This is a genomic window from Aliivibrio wodanis (genome assembly GCF_052920805.1).
Map to the genome: position 1 here is coordinate 252599 of NZ_JBREXA010000001.1, position 23387 is coordinate 275985.

The window sequence follows — 23387 nt, forward strand, 5'->3', positions numbered from 1 at the left end:
CGCTATACTGGTACGATATGCGTTATCAATGAGAGCTTGGAGTTATTGTGAAATTTATTATCGTACTATTTACTGCCCTTATGTTAATCGGTTGTGAGAAGGGTTCTAAACCAGAAAATGAACAAAAAGCAGAAGTTATTCGAAATGTAAAATATATTACGACTTCTCGTACCTCCTATCTTATTGAAAGAGAATTATCAGGTGTAGTTCAAAGTACTCGAACCTCGCCGCTGAGCTTTAAAATTGGTGGCACTACAAGTGAAATACTGATTTCTAAAGGTAATCGAGTTAAAAAAGATCAAGTCCTTGCTCGATTAGAAACCGATGAATTAGAACTGACGATCAGTAAAGTATCAGCTTCTTTAGGGGCATCTAGGGCAGCCTTGCTTCAAGCGGAAGATAAATACGTACGTGCAGAGAAATTGCAAAAAAAAGGCTTTGTGAGTGATTCTGAATTACTTAATATTAAAGCGGATTTTGATGCTAAAAATCAGCAAATGTTAGCCGCTCAAGCCGATTTACGTAACGCAAAACTCAATCTTTCTCGTACTGAATTAAAAGCGCCTTATGCAGGATTAATCAGTCATGTTTTAGTTGACGATTTTACTAAAGTGAATTCAGGACAAAAAATTCTAGAGTTGGTTAATAATAACTCTCTAGAAGTAGCCATATTAGTGCCTGAAAGTTTAATCCAATACTTCAGTTTTGGTATGTCAGTAAATATTGAGATCCCGGCTATTGGTGCAGAAGTGGCTGGTGAGTTGACAGAAATTGGTGCTGTAGTTGAAAAAGGAAATGCATACTCTGTCACAGTGAGAATTTTAGACAGTAACAATAAAATTCGTAATGGAATGTCAGCAAATGTAGTGGTTTCGTTAGGTAACAAAGATGCAATGGCTATTGTTTTACCACTAAGCGCAGTAAACTTTGATGATCTCAGTGCTGCACGTGAAGAGAAGAAAGCCGCAATTTATGTCGTAAATCCAGCGACAATGACATTGGAAAGACGGTTTGTTGCGACTGAACGTACTTTAGATAATAAGTTTAAAGTCTATGATGGGTTAGTAGAAGGAGAGCACGTAGTTATTGCAGGGGTACCTTTTTTATTTGAAGGCCAAAAAGTACAACTTTGGCAGGAAAAATAAGGAATTATCATTATGGATAAATTAACTCGCTTTGCTCTAAGTAATACTCGCTTTACTCAAGTATTCATTATCATGCTTTTTATTGTTGGTGTTTCAACGTTTTTAAAGTCACCAAGTAAAGAAGATCCTGAAATTCTCATTCGTAATGCGGTGGTCGTAGCTCAGTTTCCAGGGATGTCACCAGATCGTATTGAAAAATTGATAACTAAACCATTAGAGAGAGAAATAAAACAGATCCCAGAAGTGTCTGAAATTAAGTCATGGGTGAGAACTGGTGTTACGCAAATTAATGTCTCTGTCCATGATAAGTACTTCAATTTACAACCTATTTGGGATACCTTGCGTAACCGAATGGAAGAGATTGAAAGTAAGTTACCAGAAGGAACATATGGTCCTTATGTCAACGATGAGTTTGGCCGTGTATATTCTGCGACGATAGCGCTAACTGGGGATGATTTTTCTCCTCGTGAAAAGCGTCGCATGGCTGAGTTTTTACAAGATAAATTGAGCACCTATTCAACCATTTCACAAGTTGCTTTATATGGTGTTCAAGAAGAACGAATCTGGATGACACCAAAAGAAGAAACGATTGCAGAGAACAAGTTTTCAGTAAAACAAATAAAAACTAGTGTTCAATCACGTAACGTGGTGTTACCAGGCGGAACAATAAATGCTAATACATTAGAAGTTGTTATTGAACCATCAGGAAATTTTGAATCGGTAGAAGAAATTCAAAATATGGTGTTGTTTGAGCGTGACAGTGGACAAAGTGTTTATCTACGAGATCTCATAGATTTAGAACGCAGCTATGAAGACCCATTTAAAACGCCAGTTTTCTTTAATAATGAACCTGCGATAATCATTGCAGCATCAATGGCTGATGAAATCAAAAGTGACGATTTCGGTTCTGATATTGAGTCATTCTTAGAAGAGTACAGATCCCAGTTACCAGCTGGAATGACATTAGATCTAGCTACATTCCAACCTGAAAAAGTAACAGCGTCAGTCTCCTCTGCAACCTCGAACTTAATGCAAACCGTCTTGGTTGTACTTGCGGTTGTCATGCTATTCTTAGGCGTAAGAATGGGATTGATAGTAGGTAGTATCGTACCATTAACTATTTTATTCACTATTATTGGTATGTCAGTATGGGGCGTTGAATTACAACGAATGTCCATAGCTGCAATCATCATAGCCCTTGGTTTATTGGTAGATAATGGCATTGTTATTGCTGAGTTTATCAAAACTAAAATATCAGAAGGCATGGATAAAGTAGAGGCAGCAGTACTTGCATCTAAAACCATGGCATTGCCTTTATTAACATCATCACTGACCAGTATTTTGGCATTTATGCCTTTGTTACTTGCACAGGATGTTACGGGTGAGTATTTACGCTCTTTATCTCAGGTGATTACGTTAGCGTTATTAGCTTCATGGTTTTTATGTTTATTTGCAACACCAGCACTATGTGTATGGTTCTTAAAGCCAGTGAGTTTATCTGAAGTAAAAGAAAAAAATAAAGAGACATTATTTACCCGAGGGTACAAAAAAGTCATTAATGCCGCATTAAGCTATCGATTGACGTTTGTTTCTGCTTGTATTGCACTATTTCTCTTAGCTATTTTTGGATTGAAATTTGTAACGATTCAATTTATGCCAGGCTCTGAACGTAATCAATATTTAGTGTTTTTGAACCTTCCTGCGGGAACAACGGTGACTGAAACAACGAAAGTAACCCGTCGTTTAAATACTTGGTTAATGAATAAAGAACAGAACCCTGATGTGACAAGTTCCGTTGCATATATTGGTGATGGTGGTCCGCGTTTCTTCTTAGCGCTCTCTCCAGTTGATCGTGCGACGAACCGTGCTTTTATGGTAGTTAATACTACTGATACCGTTTCTGCGTTAGAAATGGTAGCAAAAACTAATGATTTTATAATTCAAGAGTTACCTGAGGCATCTGGTCAGGCAAAAAGAATGTGGCTAGGTGGTACTGAACTAGGCTTGATTGAATATAAAGTTGTCGGAGATGATGAGAAAATTTTACGTATAATTGCTCGTCAAATAGAAAGTGCATTACATAATATTCCAGGCACTGTTGGTATTGATAATAATTGGGAAAACAGTGTACCAAAAATCAATATTGATATTGACCAAACAGCCGCGCAAAGAGCAGGTATAACAAGTCGAGATATTGCGATAAGTTTAAATAGCTTCCTTGAGGGCTATCAAGTAACAAGTTATCGTGAAGATGATGATGTTATTCCTGTTATGATCCGTGGTAATGAGGAGCGCAACGAAATAGGTAAATTGTTTAGTATGCGTATTATTTCATCAAGTTCTGGTGAACCTTTACCGCTACTTCAATTCGCTGATTTTTCGACGGAACGTGAATCTGCAGTGATCCGCCGTGAAGACTTACAGCGAGTAATGACAGTGAGTGTGAAGCACTCAACTCTACAAGCAAGTGAGCTTAACAAATTAGTTCAACCTCACTTAAAAGGGTTGAAATTACCTGATGGTTATTCTATTGAGCTAGGTGGAGAGCTAAAAGGTGCAAGCAAGGCAAATGGTGCATTATTTGGGTATCTACCTCACTGTTTTGCTGTTATGGTCTTGCTGTTATTACTACAATTTAATTCTGTGCGTCGACCTGCGATCATCTTACTTACCATTCCATTATCATTGATTGGTGCGGTTAGTGGATTATTGATTATGGATGCGTATTTTACCTTCCCAGCGATGTTAGGTATTTTTAGTTTAGCGGGGATAATCATTAATAATGGTATTGTATTAATTGACTGCATTGAGAGTAATCGTGCTGAAGGAATGTTAATTAAAGACTCAATTATTGATGCTTGTTTAACGCGCTTACGACCAATAGTCATGACAACCCTAACGACGATATTAGGTTTAGTTCCACTGGCAATCTCTGGCGGAGAGTTTTGGTATTCAATGTCGATTGTGATGATCTTTGGCATGGCCGTTGGTACGCTATTAACATTAGGTGTTGTCCCTGTATTATATAGCTTGTTCTTTAGAGCAAATAAGTACGATAGAGACAGGGTAAGAGCGTGAGTTGAAATTTTGTTGAGAATGTAATTCTTTGTCAATTTTTAACGTTATTATTAAGTAAAATTTAATTGTATCTCAATTCTATTGAGCTCGTTACTTATGCAAAACGTCAGGTTAATATTTTAATGAACAAAAATTAGCCATTCACGCTCTCGCCCTGACGATAGAGAAGCTAAAGCGTAGATTGTTTTAAAGCGAAAACAAGTAATTTTCAAAGCCTGATCATGTTTATGGTCAGGCTTTTTCTTTTTGGTTTAGAATAGAAAGAGTTAACGCTATAATCGAGACTTACACTTTACTTATTGGATACTGTAGATATGACGAAAAAATTGACGATTCTTGATATAGCTAAAATGGCTGGTGTTGGAAAATCGACCGTTTCTCGTGTGTTAACCAATGATCCAAAAGTGAAGCCAGAAACACGCCTTAAAGTAGAGCAGATTATTAAAGAGTCTGGTTTTACTCCTTCTAAATCCGCTCAGAGTATGCGTGGTGGTAGTCAAAAAGTAATAGGGATTATCACATCTCGTCTTGATTCACCTTCAGAAAATAAAGCCATTAGCGGTATTTTAGAGATTATCTATCAGCAGGGCTATGATGCCGTGATCATGGAGAGCCAGTTTGATACTCAAAAAACCAATGAGCACTTAGAGGTATTAAGAAAACGCAGTGTGGATGGTGTTATTTTATTTGGGTTTACTGATTGCGATATGGCTGAAATAGAACGTTGGAGCGAGCGCATGGTGGTGATTGCCATGGATACCGATAAAGTAAGTTCAATTAATTATGATAATTATGGTGTTATCAGACAAGCTCTGTATTATCTTTCTGAATTGGATCTGAAAAACATTGCGTATATTGGCGTAGATCCAAGTGATAAAACAACGGGAAAATTACGCTTAGATGCTTACCTACAATGGTGTGAAGAACACAGCATCATCGCTAACTTTGCTACAGGACAGCTTGATCACCAAAGCGCTTATATCTTAGTAGATTCAGTGCTAGATAATGACGTTGAAGCTATCGTTTGTGCTAGTGATACATTAGCACTAGGGGTCGCTAAACGCCTTCAAGAACTACAACGTGAAGACATTCAAATCACAGGAGTCGGCGGCAATGAACTCCTTTCTTTTCTATTTCCTAATATCATTAGTATTAACCCTGGCTACCAATTGGCTGGAGAGAGTGCTGCAAAACTACTTCTACAACAATTAGAAGGTAATGTTGAAATTACCCATCTAACACAATCATTATCTGTTTAGGTTTGTATATAAAACACGCTTTATTGTGATCTGATTCACCTTGTGGGATTGTTCCCATTTATTTTTGGATTTATCTTTGTAATTATACTGGAACGAATTTGGGAACATTCCCATCAATATAAAACAATAATCAACGTGGATAAAGGTATGAGTAAAATAGAGAGAAAGGACGTACAACGTTTGATAGAGCTGATCGGTGGATCAGAAAATATTGCTAGTGTAAGCCATTGTTTAACTCGCTTACGTTTTGTATTAAATAACACCAAAGATGCCGATGTAAAAGCGATTGAAAAAATCCCAATGGTAAAAGGGTGTTTTACCAATGCAGGTCAGTTTCAAGTAGTTATTGGCACTGAAGTCGATGAAGTTTTTGCTATTTTAAATGAACTTTCAGGTGACAAGGGGGCTTCTAAAGAAGACGCTAAACTTGCGGCTCGACAAAATATGAATATCTTAGAGCGTGGTATTTCGCATCTTGCTGAAATATTTGTTCCATTATTGCCTGCCATTATTACAGGTGGTTTGATTTTAGGCTTTAGAAACGTCATTGGCGATCTAAAAATGTTCGATGGTCAAACCTTGGTTGAAATTAGCCAGTTTTGGGCAACCGTCCATTCATTTTTATGGTTGATTGGCGAGGCGATATTCTTCTTCTTACCTGTTGGCGTGTGTTGGTCGACGGTGAAAAAGTTAGGTGGTACGCCAATTTTAGGTATTACATTAGGGGTAACCTTAGTATCGCCACAACTGATGAATGCATACCTTATTGGTAAAGAAGTACCCGAGGTATGGGATTTTGGTTTGTTTGTTATCGAAAAAGTCGGTTATCAGGCACAAGTTATTCCTGCCATGCTTGCAGGGGTTGCATTGGCCTTTATTGAAACAAACTTAAAGCGCATCGTTCCTTCTTATTTATATCTTGTTGTTGTGCCTTTTGTGTCAATTATCGTTTCAGTGATTTTAGCTCACGCATTTATTGGTCCATTTGGTCGAGTACTCGGTGACGGTGTTGCGATGGCTGCTAAAGCGGCAATGACTGGAGATTTCGCGATTGTTGGATCTGTGATTTTTGGTTTCTTCTATGCACCATTGGTTATTACGGGTATTCATCACACAACCAATGCGGTTGACTTGCAGTTAATGCAAGAGTTAGGCGGTACACCTATTTGGCCATTAATTGCATTATCAAATATTGCTCAAGCGTCTGCTGTTGTTGGGATTATCATTATCAGTAAGAAAAGTGGCGAGCGTGACATCTCAGTACCTGCCGCGATTTCTGCTTATCTTGGTGTGACTGAGCCTGCGATGTACGGGATTAACTTAAAATATAAATTTCCAATGCTAAGCGCCATGATTGGCTCTGCAATTGCTGCTGCTATTTGTGGTGGGGCGGGTGTGATGGCAAATGGAATCGGAGTAGGTGGTTTACCAGGTATCTTGTCTATTCAACCACAGTATTGGAGCATTTATGGTATTGCCATGTTAGTCGCTATTTTTGTTCCAGCGATTTTAACATTAGGTATGTATAAGCGCGCACAAGCGAAAGAACAATTAGACGTTTCTGAAGTGTAATTTATAGCACTGTATACAAAGTCAATATTTTCATTAATGGGTTAAACACCTCTACGTAATATTAAAGTGAGTAGAGGTGTTCTCTTTTTCAGTAGTTTAGAGAACATAATATGACAAATTCAGAGTGGTGGCGTACAGCGACTGTTTATCAAATTTATCCAAAAAGCTTTTGTGATAGTGGTAATAAAGGAACTGGTGATCTTCAAGGCATTATTTCTAAGTTAGATTACTTACAGAAATTAGGAGTAGATGCCTTATGGTTAACACCAGTGTATAAATCTCCGATGATTGATAATGGTTATGACATTGCTGATTATTATTCAATTAACCCTGATTTTGGCACCATGACTGATTTTGATGAATTGCTTGCACAAGCAAAATCTCGTGGTATACGCATTATTATGGATATTGTGGTTAATCATACCTCAACAGAGCATCATTGGTTTCAATCTGCCTTGGGAAATAAAGAGAGTGAATATCGTGATTACTACATTTGGAAAGATCCGGTTGATGGAAAAGAACCTACCAATTGGCAATCTAAATTTGGTGGTAATGCATGGGCATTAGATGAAGTAACAAATCAATACTATTTGCATCTGTTTGCTAAAGAACAAGCTGATTTAAATTGGGAAAATCCTAAAGTTCGTCAAGAAGTAAAAGAGATAATTAGTTTTTGGGCAGAGAAAGGCATTGATGGTTTCCGTTTAGATGTAATTAACCTAATTTCAAAACAGCAAGAGTACCTAAATGACGATATTGGAGATGGACGTCGTTTTTATACCGATGGCCCAAAAGTACACCAATATTTACAAGAGATCAGCCAAGCTGTTTTCCAAAAATACGGTTCTGTTACGGTAGGTGAAATGTCTTCAACCACATTAGAACACTGTCAGCAATATTCAGCTCAAGATGGTAAAGAGTTATCGATGGTCTTTAATTTTCATCATCTTAAAGCAGATTATAAAGATGGTGATAAATGGACAAAGGCCCCGTTTGATTTTTTATCTCTAAAATCGATTTTTAATCATTGGCAAACAGGTTTAAATGGTAATGGTTGGGGAGCGCTGTTTTGGTGTAATCACGATCAGCCAAGGGTTGTAAGCCGTTTAGGAAACGATCAAGAGTACCGTGAATTATCGGCTAAAATGCTCGCATCTTCTGTTCATATGATGCAAGGAACACCGTATATTTATCAAGGTGAAGAGATTGGAATGACTAACCCTCATTACACTTCAATTGAACAATATCGTGATCTTGAAAGTACCAATATGTTCGATATTATGGTCAATCAAGATCAATCAGTTTCTGAATCTGAAATGCTAGAGATTTTAGACCAAAAATCTCGTGATAATTCTCGAACACCAATGCAATGGAATAGATCCGCAAATGCGGGTTTCTCGAAAGGATTGCCTTGGATTTCAGTTGCTGACAATTACAAAGAGATCAATGCGCAACAAGCGGTCGAAGATAAAAGTTCAGCCTTTTATTTTTATCAAAAACTAATTCAACTGCGTAAAAATATTGATGTGATCACTACTGGTAATTACAAAGATCTATTGCCAGAACATAATGAGTTGTTTTGTTATCAACGCGAAAACAAAACTCATCGTTTGATTGCTATTCATAATTACTATAAAAATGAAGTAGGGCTAAACCTTGATGTTGAGGGAAGAGACGCAGAATATATCTTGAGTAATTATGAAGATATGGAAGAAGAAAAGCCACAGTCTAATTTGGTTCTTAGACCTTATGAATGTCGAGTAATTCTTATTAAGAAATAATACCAATCTGAGTAAATATAAGAAGTAAAGCATATAAAAAAGCCTCGTAAATCAAATTGATTAATGAAGTGACCCCGTTAAGTTGGACATTTTAGTTAAGCGGCTTGTAAGGCCTGGTTTCGATATTCTATCGGAGTCAGGCCTTTTAGTTTTACCTTAATCCGCTTCGTATTGTAATACTCGATATATTCTTCGATCTTTTCTATTAACTCATCTGCATCCTTGAAGATGTATCCATGATACATTTCAGTTTTAAGTAAACCAAAGAAATTTTCAGCTACTGCATTATCTAAGCAGTTTCCTTTTCTAGACATACTTTGTTGAAGCCTATGCTTTACAAGTTCCTGTTGATAAGTCTTATGTCGATATTGCCAACCTTGATCACTGTGTAAAATTGGCTTCGAGCCCTTACTTAGTTTGCCTATTGCTTCTTTAAGCATATCCGTGACTAGCGGTAAACGTGCATTCTTTGTCACTTTATAAGCGATAACTTCTTGATTGAATAAATCAACCACTGGCGATAGGTAAACTTTTTGTCCGTTAACTTTAAATTCTGTTACATCGGTTACCCATTTCTCATCTGGTTTCGTAGCACTAAAATCCCTTTCAAGTACATTTGGGACTGATTTACCCACCTCTCCTCGATAAGAACGATATTTTTTGGGTCTTACTATAGATTTTAGGTTTAGTTGCGCCATCAGCCTTTGTACTGTTTTATGATTCAGCTCTACACCTTTTCTTCGCATAGCTAAATGGATCCGTCGATAGCCATAACGTCCTTTATGTTCATGGTAGATAGACTCAATCATCTCTAACTCATGCTCATAAGTATCAGGCCTTCTACTTATTTGAGCCTGATAATAGAAGACACTTTTTGCCAAACTGGTGATACGAAGTAAATATTTTAAAGGGTAATTAGCTTTGAGAGCTAAAACAATTAACGCTTTTTCTTTGTTTGTTGGCGTTTTTTCTGTTTCAGCTCTTCGAACTTTTTTAGAACAGCATTCTCTGTTCGTAAATAACTTAACTCTTCTCTTAGCTCTTCAATGGTCATTTCGTCATCTGATTTTTGTGTAGTATTGGATAATAATTTCATTGAAGGCCTTCCTATATTACTATTCTTGAGTCCCTTAAACCCCGCTTCATTATATGTTTTAAGCCAGACTGATAGCGTGCCAGGGGAGGATAAGTTTAATACTGCACTAGTGTGAGTGAGAGACCAACTGTTAGTCCACATTAATTTCAATGCTTGTAATTTTGTTTTGGCATTATCGGCATGTGTAGTTGGTAAAAATGAGTTTTTACCATGGATAGAAAATACTTGAGTCCAATATCGTATCTGACGAGCAGATATCGAATATTCTTTAGATAATTGAATTGATGTACGACTAACTAAGCACTGCTTAGCAATAATTAGTTTTAGCTCACGACTATATTTGGACATAAAAAAGACCCTCAGTAATTGGTTGTCCAATTATTGGGGGTCAGTTCATTAACGAGGCTTTTAGGTTTTAATGTTGATTAATTATTCAACAGTAATGATACGCATACAGTTTGTTGAACCAACGATATCCATTACATCACCTTGAGTGATAATTACTTGATCACCCGTAGATAATAAGCCTTTTTCTTTTAATGCATTGATAGCTGCATATGTTGATGGTAAGCCAGAATCAGCATTTTCATCAAAGAAAACAGGTGTTACACCACGGAAAAGAGCAGCACGGTTAAGTGTGCTTTCGTTACGTGATAAAGCAAAGATTGGTAAACCAGAGCTTAGACGTGACATCATTAGTGGAGTACGACCAGACTCTGTAAGAGTGATCATTGCTGTGATGCCTTCCATGTGGTTTGCTGCGTACATAGTAGACATTGCAATCGTTTCTTCAGGTGTTGTAAAACGACGGTCTAAACGGTGGTTAGATACGTTTACTGTTGGTACTTTTTCAGCACCAATACATACACTTGCCATTGATGTTACGGTTTCAACAGGGAAGTCACCAGCAGCCGTTTCAGCAGAAAGCATTACCGCATCCGAACCATCAAGTACGGCGTTAGCAACGTCCATAACTTCAGCACGAGTTGGCATTGGGCTTGTGATCATTGACTCCATCATTTGTGTTGCTGTAATAACCGTACGGTTAAGACTACGAGCACGACGGATAAGTTGCTTTTGAACACCAACTAGCTCAGGATCGCCAATTTCAACACCTAGGTCACCACGAGCAACCATAACCACATCAGAAGCTAGGATAATGTCATCCATTGCCTCTTCTGTTGCTACTGTTTCAGCACGTTCAACTTTAGCGACTAATTTAGCTTCAAGGCCAGCTTCACGAGCTAGACGACGAGCATAGTTCATGTCTTCGCCGTTACGTGGGAAAGAAACAGCTAGGTAATCTACTTTCATTGCAGCAGCAGTGATGATATCTGCTTTGTCTTTGTCAGTAAGTGCATCAGCAGAAAGACCGCCGCCTTGCTTGTTAATCCCTTTATTGTTTGATAACGGACCCGCAACCGTTACTTCAGTGTGAACTTTATTACCTTCAACAGAAGTTACTTTAAGTTGAACACGTCCATCATCAAGAAGTAAAACGTCACCAGTAACAACATCTTGTGGAAGTTCTTTATAATCTAGACCTACAGAGTCTTGATTGCCTTCGCCTTTAGGTAAATCGCTATCTAGTGTGAATTTATCCCCAATAGCTAATTGGATTTTACCGTCTTTGAAAGTAGAAACACGAATTTTTGGACCTTGAAGGTCACCAAGAATAGCAACGTGAGTTCCTAGCTTTGCCGCGATTTCACGTACTTGTTTAGTACGTTTAATGTGGTCTTCTGGGCTACCGTGTGAAAAGTTCATACGAACAACGTTTGCGCCAGCGGCAATAATTTTTTCTAGGTTATTATCACGATCAGTTGCAGGGCCAAGAGTGGTAACAATTTTTGTTCTACGTAGTCTGTTAGACATATTATCTCCGAAAAGGATGTAGTTGTGTTTATTTTGTGATCACGTAAACATATATCGAGAATGATGACAATTCCATGATTCAAACAAGGAAATTGTAAAAAACCATTACGCAATCGCTAAATACTTGTGCGTTTGTATAGAAAGTCGCCAATTATTTTTAATGCAGGTTTCAATACAAAGCTCAGTAGCACGTGGTTTTTGGCTAATTGGTTGTAATGCAATAGTGACATCATCTAAAAGTTTTACCCCATCAATCAATGATTCAAGTTGCTCTATATCTTTGGTTGTTCCTACTGGATGTTTGATTTCGTTTGCGCGCATTAAGGCTTCTTCTAAGACAGGAAGTTTGCCTTTCATATTGATTTTTGGGGAGACTGTCACCCATGTATTTTCTGAGGTTAAAATAGGGTAAGTACCACTGGTTTCTATTTGGCAGCGATAACCGTGTTCTTCTAATTCTTCAGTTAGCGCGGTGAGATCGTATATGCATGGCTCGCCACCAGTAATCACCATATGTTTAGCTGTATATCCTTGCTGTTTAAGCATTTCAATAATTTGGGCTGATGTAAGCTCTGTCCAACTTGGTGCATCTTCTGTTTTTGATAAAATAGTCGCTAAATCGGTTTGATCCGTTAATTCAACCTCCCAAGTTTGCTTTGTATCGCACCAAGAACAACCAACAGGGCAGCCTTGTAAGCGTAAAAATATAGAAGGAACACCCGTAAAAGTACCTTCACCTTGAATGGTTTCAAATAACTCATTAATCTTAAATGATGACGCTGACATAATTATTTTACTCAAATAAAAAACTACAAAGTTTTGTTGACGGAATTCGTGTTAAAGTCGCATTTTCAGTAAATATTTCATAATCTTCGTGATGGATATCACGTAGGTTAATACTCAAGCTTCACAATTTGTTCGCAAAGTAAAAAAATGAATTTTAACGTAATTTATATACTGGAGAGACACATGTACGTGGCACAACCCGGACACATTGATCATGTAAAACAAGTTAATGCTGGACGGGTTTATCAATTAATTGATCAACTTGGCCCTATCTCTCGAATCGACCTTTCTAAAAAAAGTAATTTGGCTCCCGCTAGTATAACTAAAATTACACGTGAGCTGCTTGATGCACACCTTATCAAAGAAATGCAAGTACAAGAAGTAAATAGTCGTGGTCGACCTGCAATTGGCTTAAAAGTTGATAATGAAGGTTGGCAGTTTTTATCTTTGCGCCTTGGGCGAGGTTATCTCACTATAGCTTTACATAGTTTAAGTGGTAAACAGCTTATTGAAGAAAGGCAAACCGTTTTAGAAATCGAGCAAGACGAATTATTAGTTAAATTATTGGCTGAGATCGAACTCTTTTTTCAAAAACATTCTCGGGTCTTGGGACGAATAACAAGTATCGCAATTTCATTACCAGGTTTAGTGATTTCATCAGAAGGTCTTGTTATTCAAATGCCGCATTATAATGTTGATAACTTACCACTTGGTTCTAAAATTTATGAAGCAACTGGGTTGCCTGTATTTGTAGGTAATGACACACGTAGTTGGGCATTAGCTGAGAAATTATTTGGTAATTCACAAGATTATGATAATTCAATCCTTGTCTCAATCCATCATGGCGTTGGGGCTGGTATAATTATGAATGGCGAAGTTCTTCAAGGGCGAACAGGCAATATTGGAGAAATGGGGCACATCAGAATTAATAAGTTGGGGGCTCGATGTCATTGTGGCAATTCTGGTTGCCTTGAAACGGTAGCTAGTGCTAAGTCCCTTAGAGAACAAGTTAAAAAACTCATAGATGATGGGCATCAAACTCTATTGAAAGATAAAGAAATCACCGTAGAAAATATTTGTATTGCCGCAAATGAGGGAGATGTGTTAGCAAAACAAGTTATTACTGAACTTGGGCACAATCTTGGAGAGGCGATTGCGATTATGGTGAATTTGTTTAATCCTGAGATTATTTTAATTGGTGGTGAAATCAACCTTTCAAAGGCAATTTTGTACCCAGTGATCATGGATGCGATTCAAAGTCAGGTATTGCCTTTGTATGCAAAAGATACTCAATTAGCTGAAAGTCGTTTCTATACACAAGCAACAATGCCAGGTGCCGCTTTAGTTAAGCAAGCTATGTACGATGGTTCTCTATTGATGAAGGTCATTGAAGGGTAAGACTAATTTGTTGCTTTGGTATAATTTAATATTTTAGTTTTATGATAAAAGAGCAGATTATTGAACTGCTCTTTTTTTCATCAGAATATTACATTGCAGGGCAGGGCTTTAATAAGCTGATAATTGCTTTAAAAAACCAATCAAAGTATCAATATCTTGTTTTGAAATGTCTTTGTGAGTAACAAAACGAATAGGGTTTCCAGCAGAAAGTAGAATATTTTTCTGTATTGCTTTCTGCTCAATATCCTTAATATTAATCTCAGAATCTAGTTTTGCAAAGACGATATTAGTTTGAATATGTTCAACATTGACAGAAAAACCATTCACTGTGTTAAGTTGCTCTGCTAGGTACTTTGCATTGTCATGATCAACTGCAAGTTGAGATACCTGTTCTGTTAAAGCAAGCTTACCAGCAGCAGCCAAAATACCCGCTTGACGCATACCACCACCGAGCATTTTTCTAATACGTCGTGCTTTTTTTATGAACTCTTTGCTTCCTAATAATAACGAACCAACTGGCGCGGACAATCCTTTAGATAAACAAATAGTCATGCTATCAAAATGCTGTGCAATCTCTTTAATGTCAACGTTTAAGGCAACTGAAGCGTTATATACTCGAGCCCCATCAAGATGAAGTTGTAGATTATGTTTATTAACAAATTCACGAGCTTCAGCTAAATAGCTAAGAGGGAGGACTTTACCATTAATAGTATTCTCTAAACTAAGTAGCTTTGTTCGTGCAAAATGGAAATCATCTGGTTTAATAGCAGCTTCAAGCTTCTTAAAACACAAGCTACCATCAGGCTTATTTTCAACGGGTTGAGGTTGAATTGACCCTAGAACGGCAGCACCACCTGCTTCGTATTTGTAATTATGCGCTTGCTGACCACATAAATATTCATCGCCGCGTTCACAATGTGCCATCAGCCCTAATAGATTTGCTTGAGTACCTGATGAGGTAAAAAGTGCAGCTTCAAAGTCGTGTCGTTCGGCAGCCCAGGCTTCTAATTCATTTACGGTTGGGTCGTCACCATAAACATCATCCCCAACCAGCGCTTGACTCATTGCATCTCGCATGGCTTGAGTGGGTCTGGTTACTGTATCTGAGCGAAAATCAATCATACTAATTCCTTGTTATTTTTGTTTGATATAGACAATAACATGACATCAACATATGTGAAAATAATGTCGACAACATCTTTTACACATAACTGACAGTATTATTACTAGGTCCTTGTTAAAAGAGCTTAACGATTATGCCAGCACTAACTTTAATAACAGAATCAAGTATTTCAGGTTCATCTCCAACCAAAGAGTCTTTTTCTGGAGAAGCTACATTGTCAATTATTATTCCTGTTTATAACGAGAGTGAATCAATTGCCGAGTGTCACTCAAGAGTATGCTCTGTACTAACAGCTCTGAATGAAACCTCCGAAATTATATATATTAATGACGGCAGTAATGATGATTCTTGGCAACAATTATTTACATTGCGTTCCCCTTCGTCAAATATCAGCATTGTTACGATTAATTTATCAAGAAACTTTGGCAAAGAAGCAGCAATGAGTGCAGGGTTAGTCGAAGCTAAAGGAGATGCCGTTATCTTGTTAGATGCAGATCTACAAGACCCACCTGAATTAATTCCAGAAATGTTAGTTGAGTGGCGTAAAGGCTATGATGTTGTTGATATGAAACGTAAAAGTCGTGATGGTGAAAGTTGGTTTAAAATCTTTACTGCCTCTTTGTTTTATAAAGTAATTAATCACTTATCTGATTTGCAAATCCCTGAAAATGTAGGTGATTTTCGATTGTTAGATCGTAAAGTGGTTGAACAGATTAACTTGCTACCAGAAAAAACACGCTTCATGAAAGGGCTATTTGCGTGGCCGGGTTTTCGTCGTACAACATTAGAGTTCAATAGAGACCCAAGAATTGCAGGAGAAACTAAATGGAACTATACCAAATTAGTTCATTTGGCTTTTGAAGGGATAACCTCATTCAGTACTAAACCATTACGTATAGCGACAGTTGCAGGATTAGCGACGTCTGCAGCAGCGATTGCCATGATGATATTTGTGTTATTTAAAACCATTTTATTCGGTGAGGCAGTCGCTGGCTATCCGACATTAATCACTGTGATTTTATTGTTAGGTGGTGTTCAACTGCTTTCAATTGGTTTAATGGGAGAATATGTAGGTCGGTTATTTATTGAAGCAAAAGGACGTCCATTGTATTTAATAATGGATAAAAACAACGCCAGTTCATGTGATGGCGTTACTGAATCAGAGCAAAGGTTAGGATAATGAAAGATAATACTGAGAATAAAGGTCGGTTACCTTGGGTTAATATGGCACTACTCCTTGCTGGGTGTGTGGTATTAGTAAGATTAATTTCTCTGTTTTCATTTCCATTGATGGACACAACTGAGGCAAGATATGGGGAAATGGCACGTATTATGGCTGAAACGGGAGATTGGATCACTCCTATGTTTGATTACAATGTTCCGTTTTGGGGAAAACCACCCATTTTTACTTGGATTAGTGCCGTTGGAATCGAGATTTTTGGTGTTAATGAATTTGCAGTACGGCTGCCACACCTCTTGCTTACAGTCGTTATATTGCTATTGAGTTTCTGGTTTACTAAAACAGTATTAAAAAATACAGCACTTGCAGCACTTACTGTCGGAATTACAGCAACGAGTGTTGTTTTTATTGTTGTTGGTGGTTCTGTGATGACAGACACTGCACTAACATTAGCAATTACTCTTGGAATGATGTCATTTTGGAATTTTTCTCAAAGTGAAATAAAAAGTAAAGAGGCCTATAGATGGGCTCTTCTCTTTGCTTTTGCGATGTCTATTGGAATGTTATCTAAAGGGCCATTAACTTTAGTGCTTATTGGGATATCTTTATTTGGTTGGCTTGTATTTAATAATCAATGGCGCTTGTTATTGAGCTTTCCATGGGTAAGTTCATTAGGGCTGTTTTTTGCTTTATCTGCACCTTGGTACATAGCGGCCGAACTGAAAACACCAGGATTTTTAGATTACTTTATTATTGGAGAGCATTTTAAGCGGTTTGTGGTTAGCGGTTGGGAAGGGGACTTATACGGTTCGGCCCATAAAGAAGTACGGGGTATGATTTGGATTTTTTGGTTGGGAGCAGCTCTGCCTTGGTCACCATTATTAATTTGGCAGACTATTAAAGGGTTACGTAAAGGTGAGGTACTAACAGCAGCACCATTATCGTTTAAAAGCTTTTTGTGGTGCTGGATGTTCGCTCCACTTATTCTATTTACAATGTCAGGCAACATTTTAGCGAGTTACACCATGCCGACAATACCGGCAATGGCTATGTTAATCGCATTAAATATTAATATTGATAGCGAAAAGCAGTTTAAGTTAATCAAAATATGTGGATTAAGTATTTCTGTAATCTTAGTTATTGTTTCTATTTTATTAGCTAATAACTTAACCAGTAAACAAGCAGAAAAAGATCTTCTTGAAACATGGAAGGGCAGATTGAATCATCAAGAATTACCATTATATTACTTAGGGAAACGTCCATTTTCAGGTCAGTTTTATTCTGCTGGTTTGGCTAAGCAGATTAAAACAGAAAAAGAGATAACGTCACCAAGTTATGTGGTTATCAAAACGAATAACACAATAGCGATTGATGGTTGCAAAGCAATAGCTCAGTCGAAAAAAAGAAGGTTATTATTATGTGAATAATAGACAGTTTAATTTAAGCACATAAAAACCCCGATTTAGTCATACTAAGTCGGGGTTTTTAAATGTTTAAAATACAATGAAATAATTATGAAATTGTGCGTTTAAAAACCCATTTATCAGCCAAGGTAAAATTGATCGCCATACCAAATAAAATGCCAGGGATCATAAGTAGGTAAGGGAGGCTAGATACAAAGAAGGTGTGAGTTAATCCAATATTTTCAATTAGAGAAATAAAAAGATTTAATTTTGGAATAAGTAGAGCGTAACAACCCCAGTTAGGGATAAACCCAAAACATGAAGATAGTAAGAACTTTAGCCACTCATTTACTTTGCTTTGATTTTGTTGTTTTTTAAATGTGAGTTGTCGATTGAGCCACCAATTAGAGGAGGCGGCTACCCAGAAAGCTCCAGCACGCGCAGATGGCATTGGTAACCATTGTGACAATACGGCCATTGCTGTGACATCAACGACGAATCCTGCACCACCGACTAAACCAAATAAAATCGATTTTTTTCTGTTCATACACTCAAATATTATAAAAATGATAGAGAGTAACTATAAGTCTTAGCACGTAGAAAAAGCGTGAAAATAGCAAATTACGACTAATGGAGTAGATGGAGTGGTTATTTATCAACCAATTATATGCATATCTAATTATGTCCTTATTTAAAATTACATTATACTCAAAAGAAATGTGATATCTGAAGTGTAAGGAAATGTAATGCAAGGTAACTTAATTCGAACCAGTGCAGAGCGAGCATTGTTATCAGAACGTATACAAAAGCTCACCACAGCGTTATCAGACGGAGTTTATGAAAGAGAAGACACTATGCGACTGTGTTTGCTTGCGGCACTCTCTGGAGAAAGTGTTTTTTTACTTGGACCTCCAGGTATCGCAAAAAGCTTAATCGCTAAACGATTGATTAAAGCATTCGATCACAGTAGTTACTTTGAATACTTAATGACACGATTCTCTACACCAGAAGAGGTGTTTGGGCCACTTTCAATTCAAGAACTAAAAGATAATGGAAAATATGTACGATTAACAGATGGTTATTTACCTGATGCCCAAGTTGTATTTTTAGATGAGATTTGGAAAGCGGGTCCTGCCATTTTGAACACACTCTTAACGGTTGTTAATGAAAAAACCTTTAAGAACGGTAATGAAATCCTCCCTGTACCAATGCGATTATTGATTTCAGCATCAAACGAGTTACCAGATGAAGATAGCGGATTAGACGCACTTTATGACCGTATGTTAGTACGTATATTTGTAAACCGAATTCAAGATAAAAATAATTTTAAGTCAATGTTGATGACAGGGACAATTCAAGAAACGGAAGTCGACCCTTCATTAGTTGTTACAGATAAAGAGTATCATCAATGGCAAAAAGAATTAGATGGACTCCCATTATCAGAAGAGGTCTTTGAGAAGCTATTTGAGTTAAAAAGTATGCTTGAAAAAGACAATGTCTCTTATGATGATAGCTTGTATGTTTCAGATCGCCGTTGGAAAAAATCTGTGAAATTGCTAAAAGCATCAGCATTCTTTAGTGGCCGCGATGAAATAAGCCCAATGGATCTGCTCTTATTGCAAGATTGTTTATGGACGACTCCTGAGAACCGAGAGCATGTTAGATCAAGTATTCGTACTTTTGCATCAGATAAAACCTTTGATCAAGAAAAAGGTGTCATTAAATATTGAAATGATCCAAAGTGATATTGCCGAGATGGAAGCTTCAGTATTGGTAGATCAAAGTATAGAGTTTCATATTGAAGCAAGTGGAAATCGATTACTTAAAAAAGAAAGCTATGAGTTTAATTTTAATAAAGGCAAAAGATACAGTGTTGGTTCAGCACATCAATTGATTAAGCTGGTTATGCTGCAATCTAATATGTCAGTCTCAGAAGCAGAGAAGGGTGATAGCCGTTGGGTTTATATCAACCCAGATGATATTGCAAAACAGATGAAGGAAGGCAAAGCTGAGGTGTATGGATACGTTAATCAGAACTCAAGCCTTTGTATGTTGACCTTTGAATTAGATGCTGACTCCAGATTAGTAATCAAAGATATCGCAAATCGCTCTGTTCTTGTAGGCATGGTCGGTCATAATAACCCAACAACTATTCAGTTTGATAAATGGTCAGAAAAAATTGAACAGAACAAGAAAAAGTTGGATGAGGCAGAACATCAATTGAGAAAAAGCAGAACTCAATTTCACGCAGCGTTACCACATAACTTTATTGAAGAAAACTTACCATCAGTGATTGAGAATAGTTTACAGCTATTAGCTCAGCGTATTGATGGATGTAAAGCACAGTTTGAAAATTCAAGCCGTAGAATGTTGAAGTTTAGTGATTATTACTCTTAATTTCCGCAAGTATTTAATACCAATTCAAGTAAATCGGTGGTCACACATTTATTTGAATTGGTGTTCTCTAATAACATATTTAAATCGGTGGGAGATTTATGTTAGGTGCTGATGCATTAAATTTAGTTTTGATGGTTGCCGAGTCAGGAATGATAGACTCTTCAATTACTGAGATTTTGTCACGACCTCAATTTTTAACCGCAGCAAAATCGAACCCAAATATAAAGCCAACCATTAAAAATCATATTTTAAAATGGCGAGGCAAGGTTAAGCACAAGATGACAAAGGTGTGTGAAACTGAGCGAATACAAGAAGAACTGGCCCTATATCAAGATGTCATACACTGGACTGAAAGTGAGTTTTATCATCAATTAGACGATATATTGGTTAAATTGCAATGGCACTCTTCTTTTTATATTGAAGCGAAAGAGTTGGTTCATAATAATAAAGGTGTTATGAACCCTATGTTTCCTCGCTTTTTTTGTGAGCGCTGGTATCAAAGCTTGTCAGATGCGATTAGGCAAGCACAATTAACTGAATTAAAAGAAGATAAAGAAAAATTACTTGCTGATTTATATCAACGAATTGAAACTTTGAAAACAATGGAATCGGTGACTGCTGAGGGTGATTATGCTCAGGTTGGCAAGTTATGGGACATGGCTTCAGCAAAGCTGACTAAGTCAAATGTCGATATAATGAAACTTCATGCTCGATTTTTGAAAAAAAATAAAGGGCTACAAGAAATCGCTTCAAAGCTGGGGCGAATGGCTAATGAATCAAACGATCATAATAATTCACGAGCTATGGCAGAAGAAGTGAAAGTGGTGGAAGAGAAGAGCGACTTTGTCACTGATGATATTGTTGGTGTGCATGAAAGTAATGATCTTAGCCGTTTACTGCCCAATGAAACACTTTTTTTATCTCACCCTGAGTTAGAAGTTATCTTTTATCAGCACTTAGTCGATAAACGTTTAATGAACTACCGAATGCAAGGGGCAGATAGAAAGCTTAGAAAGGTGACGACACAGTCAAGAGTTGCAAATGACGCATTGATAGAAAAAGGGCCATTTGTGGTCTGTGTTGATGCATCAGGCTCAATGAGTGGCTTTCCAGAGCAATGTGCTAAAGCTTTAGCTTATGGTTTAATGCAAATAGCATTGGCTGAAGAGCGAGATTGTTACGTTATATTATTTTCAACTCAACAAATTACTTATGAGCTAACCAAACAAGATGGCCTTAAAGAAGTTGCTGATTTTTTATCGTATAAATTTCATGGTGGGACAGATTTAGAGCCAGTTTTAGAGCAGTCAATTCAGCTAATGCATAGCGATACATATAAAAATGCAGATTTGGTTGTATTATCTGATTTTATTGCACCAACGCAATCTACGCACATTGATGTAATGATAGAAGAATTAAAGCAACAGCAGAATCGATTTCATGCGGTATGTTTATCTAAATATGGAAATCCAGCATTAATGGCGATGTTTGATCATACATGGTCTTATCATCCATCAATGCTAGGTAGATTAACGCAAATTAGATAATGTAGTTATTCATCATCTTTAACAAAACGAACTTTAGAAAAACCTAATTTAGCAAAGTAGCTGTGGCGAAAGTCTTTTACTGCACCAGGATTACTTGATGCCATTTCTACTTGCTTTAGCATTGTATCAAATTTAGAGATATCAATGCCTTCAGCAGCAGCAGCAGCCTCAAATGGGCCGTGAAATTCACGAAATGAGAAAGCGATCTCTTTCGTTTCTGATTTGTAAGTATAACGAACAGTACGAGCCATAATTGCTCCTCGAAAAAAGAGGTAACTAAATTGATTAAACAATTAGTTACCTACTTTCTAATCAATTATTTTTTAAAGATTTCAGCAAGCTCACGCTTCATGATTGGATCACGACGTGCTTTTTTAATTTGCTTAGTTAGATCTTTAACACAGTTATGAAGAACTTGATCAAGCAGCTGAGAACGGTACTCTGCTTTTGCATCATCATCCATATTTTCAGGAAGTTCGATAGTTTCGAACTCAGCCATGAAATCATAACCCGCATAGCTTTGGCTTAACGAAACCAATGCGTGGAATTGCTCAAAGTTATCTAATACTTTTTGAGCACTTGCTGGCATTTCATCCCAAGACTCACGTACAGCGATTTCAGCTACTTCATGAACAGAAACAAGCATGTGCCACATTTCTTCAGGAACGCTTTCAAACTCAATTACTTTTTTAAGCTCAGGAGAGATAGTTGCTAGGTCGATAGCTTCTTTTGGTGTATTTTCAACTTCAGACATGGGAATTTCTCGTCATATAAAAGGGAAATGGTAACCAGACCACATGAAATGTCAAATCTATTCATAACAGTAAGAGAAAATAGCACTGAATTAGTTTAATTTTGGCTAAAAAGTAGGAATTAGCGTCACAAACTCACCGTTTTTTTAAAGGAATAGGGAAGAATGCCGCTAAAATGAAATAGGAATAACATTAATTGGATTAATACATGCTTAGAATTTTATTATTTTGTGTTTCATTATTATTGGTAGGTTGCGCATCACAAGGTACCAACTTATTAGACACAGCACCAAAAACTAAAAATGACGCTCCACATCCCACATTTGAGGATGAGTATAAAGAATCACCAGAACAGGTAACAAATGGTGAAGTTACTCACGATTTAACTGGGCCTAATGGTGAGCTGAAAGATGATGATATGAGAAAGGTTGCTACTGAGTTATCTAAAATGGGAATCACTTATCATCAAACAAACAATGAGCAATTGATCATTACAATTCAAGAAAAAGTGTATTTTTCAACAGCAAAATCAAATTTAACACCGTCAGCAAAATCACTGCTGAATAAAATTATTTCAATCGTAGCTAGTAAACCAGAGCTAGCACTCGTATTGGATGGACATACTGATGCAACGGGAAATTCAGTCAAAAACCAAAATCTTTCAGAGTTACGCTCTAATGAGGTTCGTCGCTATTTATTAGCTAATAAAGTTCACCCGAGCCAGTTGTATTCTCGTGGATTTGGAGAGTATTTACCGCTTTGTGATAATAGAACGCTTCTTGGTCGTAAATGTAATAGACGGGTTGAAATTACGATTCTGAAAATGCATTGGGACAAATAGAAGAATATAGAATAACTGGATAACAAAGAAGTCTGTTATCCAGTATTTTTAATATATTAGCTAGATTATTTAGTGCTCATTTCAGGCTCTACATAAGCCTTAGTTCCCCACAGTGGCACGGTAGATAAACTATGCTTGAAACTGCCTTCTTGTA

17 protein-coding genes and 3 pseudogenes are annotated in these 23387 nt (G+C 37.1%); 11 read left to right on the forward strand and 9 right to left on the reverse strand.

From position 1 onward, the window contains the following. Positions 1-47 precede the first annotated feature (47 nt). From ACU5DF_RS01130 to treC, 5 genes are all read left to right on the forward strand, one after another. Positions 48-1145: an efflux RND transporter periplasmic adaptor subunit gene (locus ACU5DF_RS01130; RefSeq protein WP_045103853.1), complete on the forward strand. Its 1098-nt coding sequence runs from the start codon at positions 48-50 to the stop codon at positions 1143-1145. Between the two features lie 12 nt (positions 1146-1157). Then, a complete protein-coding gene (locus ACU5DF_RS01135; protein ID WP_446711475.1) occupies positions 1158-4223 on the forward strand; it encodes an efflux RND transporter permease subunit in 3066 nt (1021 codons plus the stop codon). 314 nt (positions 4224-4537) lie between these two features. Next, positions 4538-5482 carry a trehalose operon repressor TreR gene (gene treR, locus ACU5DF_RS01140; RefSeq protein WP_446711476.1) on the forward strand — a complete coding sequence of 315 codons (945 nt, stop codon included), beginning with the start codon at positions 4538-4540 and terminating at the stop codon, positions 5480-5482. Positions 5483-5629: 147 nt separating this feature from the next. Then, positions 5630-7054 (forward strand): PTS trehalose transporter subunit IIBC, encoded by a 1425-nt coding sequence (gene treB / locus ACU5DF_RS01145; RefSeq protein WP_446711477.1) that lies wholly within the window; start codon positions 5630-5632, stop codon positions 7052-7054. A 110-nt stretch (positions 7055-7164) separates the two neighbouring features. Beyond that, the gene (treC, locus tag ACU5DF_RS01150; RefSeq protein WP_446711478.1) at positions 7165-8835 is read left to right on the forward strand and encodes an alpha,alpha-phosphotrehalase; all 1671 of its coding nucleotides are present in this window, start codon (positions 7165-7167) and stop codon (positions 8833-8835) included. A 95-nt stretch (positions 8836-8930) separates the two neighbouring features. Here treC and ACU5DF_RS01155 read toward each other — a convergent pair. The 4 genes and pseudogenes from ACU5DF_RS01155 to queE all read right to left on the reverse strand — a co-directional run. Continuing rightward, positions 8931-9809 (reverse strand): annotated as a pseudogene (locus tag ACU5DF_RS01155) (IS3 family transposase); the annotation flags it as partial. Continuing rightward, complete coding sequence (locus ACU5DF_RS01160; protein WP_446711479.1) at positions 9773-10279, reverse strand: helix-turn-helix domain-containing protein; 507 nt, start codon at positions 10277-10279, stop codon at positions 9773-9775. The pseudogene ACU5DF_RS01155 and the gene ACU5DF_RS01160, both read right to left, overlap by 37 nt. Positions 10280-10360: 81 nt before the next feature. Next, entirely contained in the window at positions 10361-11806 is a 1446-nt protein-coding gene (gene pyk / locus ACU5DF_RS01165) for a pyruvate kinase (RefSeq protein WP_446711480.1), read from the reverse strand. A gap of 105 nt (positions 11807-11911) precedes the next feature. Continuing rightward, positions 11912-12592, reverse strand: a complete 681-nt coding sequence (queE, locus tag ACU5DF_RS01170; RefSeq protein ID WP_045103859.1) for a 7-carboxy-7-deazaguanine synthase QueE — start codon at positions 12590-12592, stop codon at positions 11912-11914. A 183-nt stretch (positions 12593-12775) separates the two neighbouring features. Between queE and mlc the strand changes: the two genes are divergently transcribed. Continuing rightward, entirely contained in the window at positions 12776-13990 is a 1215-nt protein-coding gene (gene mlc / locus ACU5DF_RS01175) for a sugar metabolism global transcriptional regulator Mlc (RefSeq protein WP_446711481.1), read from the forward strand. Between the two features lie 108 nt (positions 13991-14098). Here mlc and ltaE read toward each other — a convergent pair whose 3' ends face one another. Then, on the reverse strand, positions 14099-15109 hold the full coding sequence (ltaE, locus tag ACU5DF_RS01180; protein ID WP_446712460.1) for a low-specificity L-threonine aldolase: 1011 nt from the start codon (positions 15107-15109) through the stop codon (positions 14099-14101). Between the two features lie 155 nt (positions 15110-15264). Here ltaE and ACU5DF_RS01185 point away from each other — a divergent pair, with 155 nt between their 5' ends. Together ACU5DF_RS01185 and ACU5DF_RS01190 are read left to right on the forward strand one after the other, a co-directional pair. Next, positions 15265-16293: a glycosyltransferase family 2 protein gene (locus tag ACU5DF_RS01185; protein WP_446712461.1), complete on the forward strand. Its 1029-nt coding sequence runs from the start codon at positions 15265-15267 to the stop codon at positions 16291-16293. Next, the gene (locus ACU5DF_RS01190) at positions 16293-17720 is read left to right on the forward strand and encodes an ArnT family glycosyltransferase (RefSeq protein WP_446711482.1); all 1428 of its coding nucleotides are present in this window, start codon (positions 16293-16295) and stop codon (positions 17718-17720) included. Before ACU5DF_RS01185 ends, ACU5DF_RS01190 begins: the two co-directional genes overlap by 1 nt. A gap of 85 nt (positions 17721-17805) precedes the next feature. Here the strand turns inward: ACU5DF_RS01190 and ACU5DF_RS01195 are convergent, their stop codons facing one another. After that, positions 17806-18243 (reverse strand): GtrA family protein, encoded by a 438-nt coding sequence (locus tag ACU5DF_RS01195; RefSeq protein ID WP_446711483.1) that lies wholly within the window; start codon positions 18241-18243, stop codon positions 17806-17808. A gap of 199 nt (positions 18244-18442) precedes the next feature. Here ACU5DF_RS01195 and ACU5DF_RS01200 point away from each other — a divergent pair. Beyond that, a pseudogene (locus tag ACU5DF_RS01200) lies at positions 18443-20093 on the forward strand (ATPase RavA domain-containing protein). 98 nt (positions 20094-20191) lie between these two features. Beyond that, positions 20192-21640, forward strand: coding sequence for an ATPase RavA stimulator ViaA (gene viaA / locus ACU5DF_RS01205; RefSeq protein WP_446711484.1), 1449 nt, complete (start codon positions 20192-20194; stop codon positions 21638-21640). A gap of 5 nt (positions 21641-21645) precedes the next feature. On the opposite strand, the gene ACU5DF_RS01210 is transcribed toward viaA, so the two are convergent. Then, entirely contained in the window at positions 21646-21891 is a 246-nt protein-coding gene (locus ACU5DF_RS01210) for a DUF2960 domain-containing protein (protein WP_045103864.1), read from the reverse strand. Positions 21892-21956: 65 nt separating this feature from the next. Further along, positions 21957-22394: a DUF3069 domain-containing protein gene (locus ACU5DF_RS01215; protein WP_045103865.1), complete on the reverse strand. Its 438-nt coding sequence runs from the start codon at positions 22392-22394 to the stop codon at positions 21957-21959. Between the two features lie 206 nt (positions 22395-22600). On the opposite strand from ACU5DF_RS01215, the gene ACU5DF_RS01220 reads away from it, so the two are divergent. Then, positions 22601-23233 (forward strand): OmpA family protein, encoded by a 633-nt coding sequence (locus ACU5DF_RS01220; protein ID WP_045103866.1) that lies wholly within the window; start codon positions 22601-22603, stop codon positions 23231-23233. A 65-nt stretch (positions 23234-23298) separates the two neighbouring features. On the opposite strand, the pseudogene ACU5DF_RS01225 reads toward ACU5DF_RS01220, so the two are convergent. Next, positions 23299-23382: pseudogene (locus ACU5DF_RS01225) on the reverse strand (CreA family protein); the annotation flags it as partial. Positions 23383-23387 lie beyond the last annotated feature (5 nt).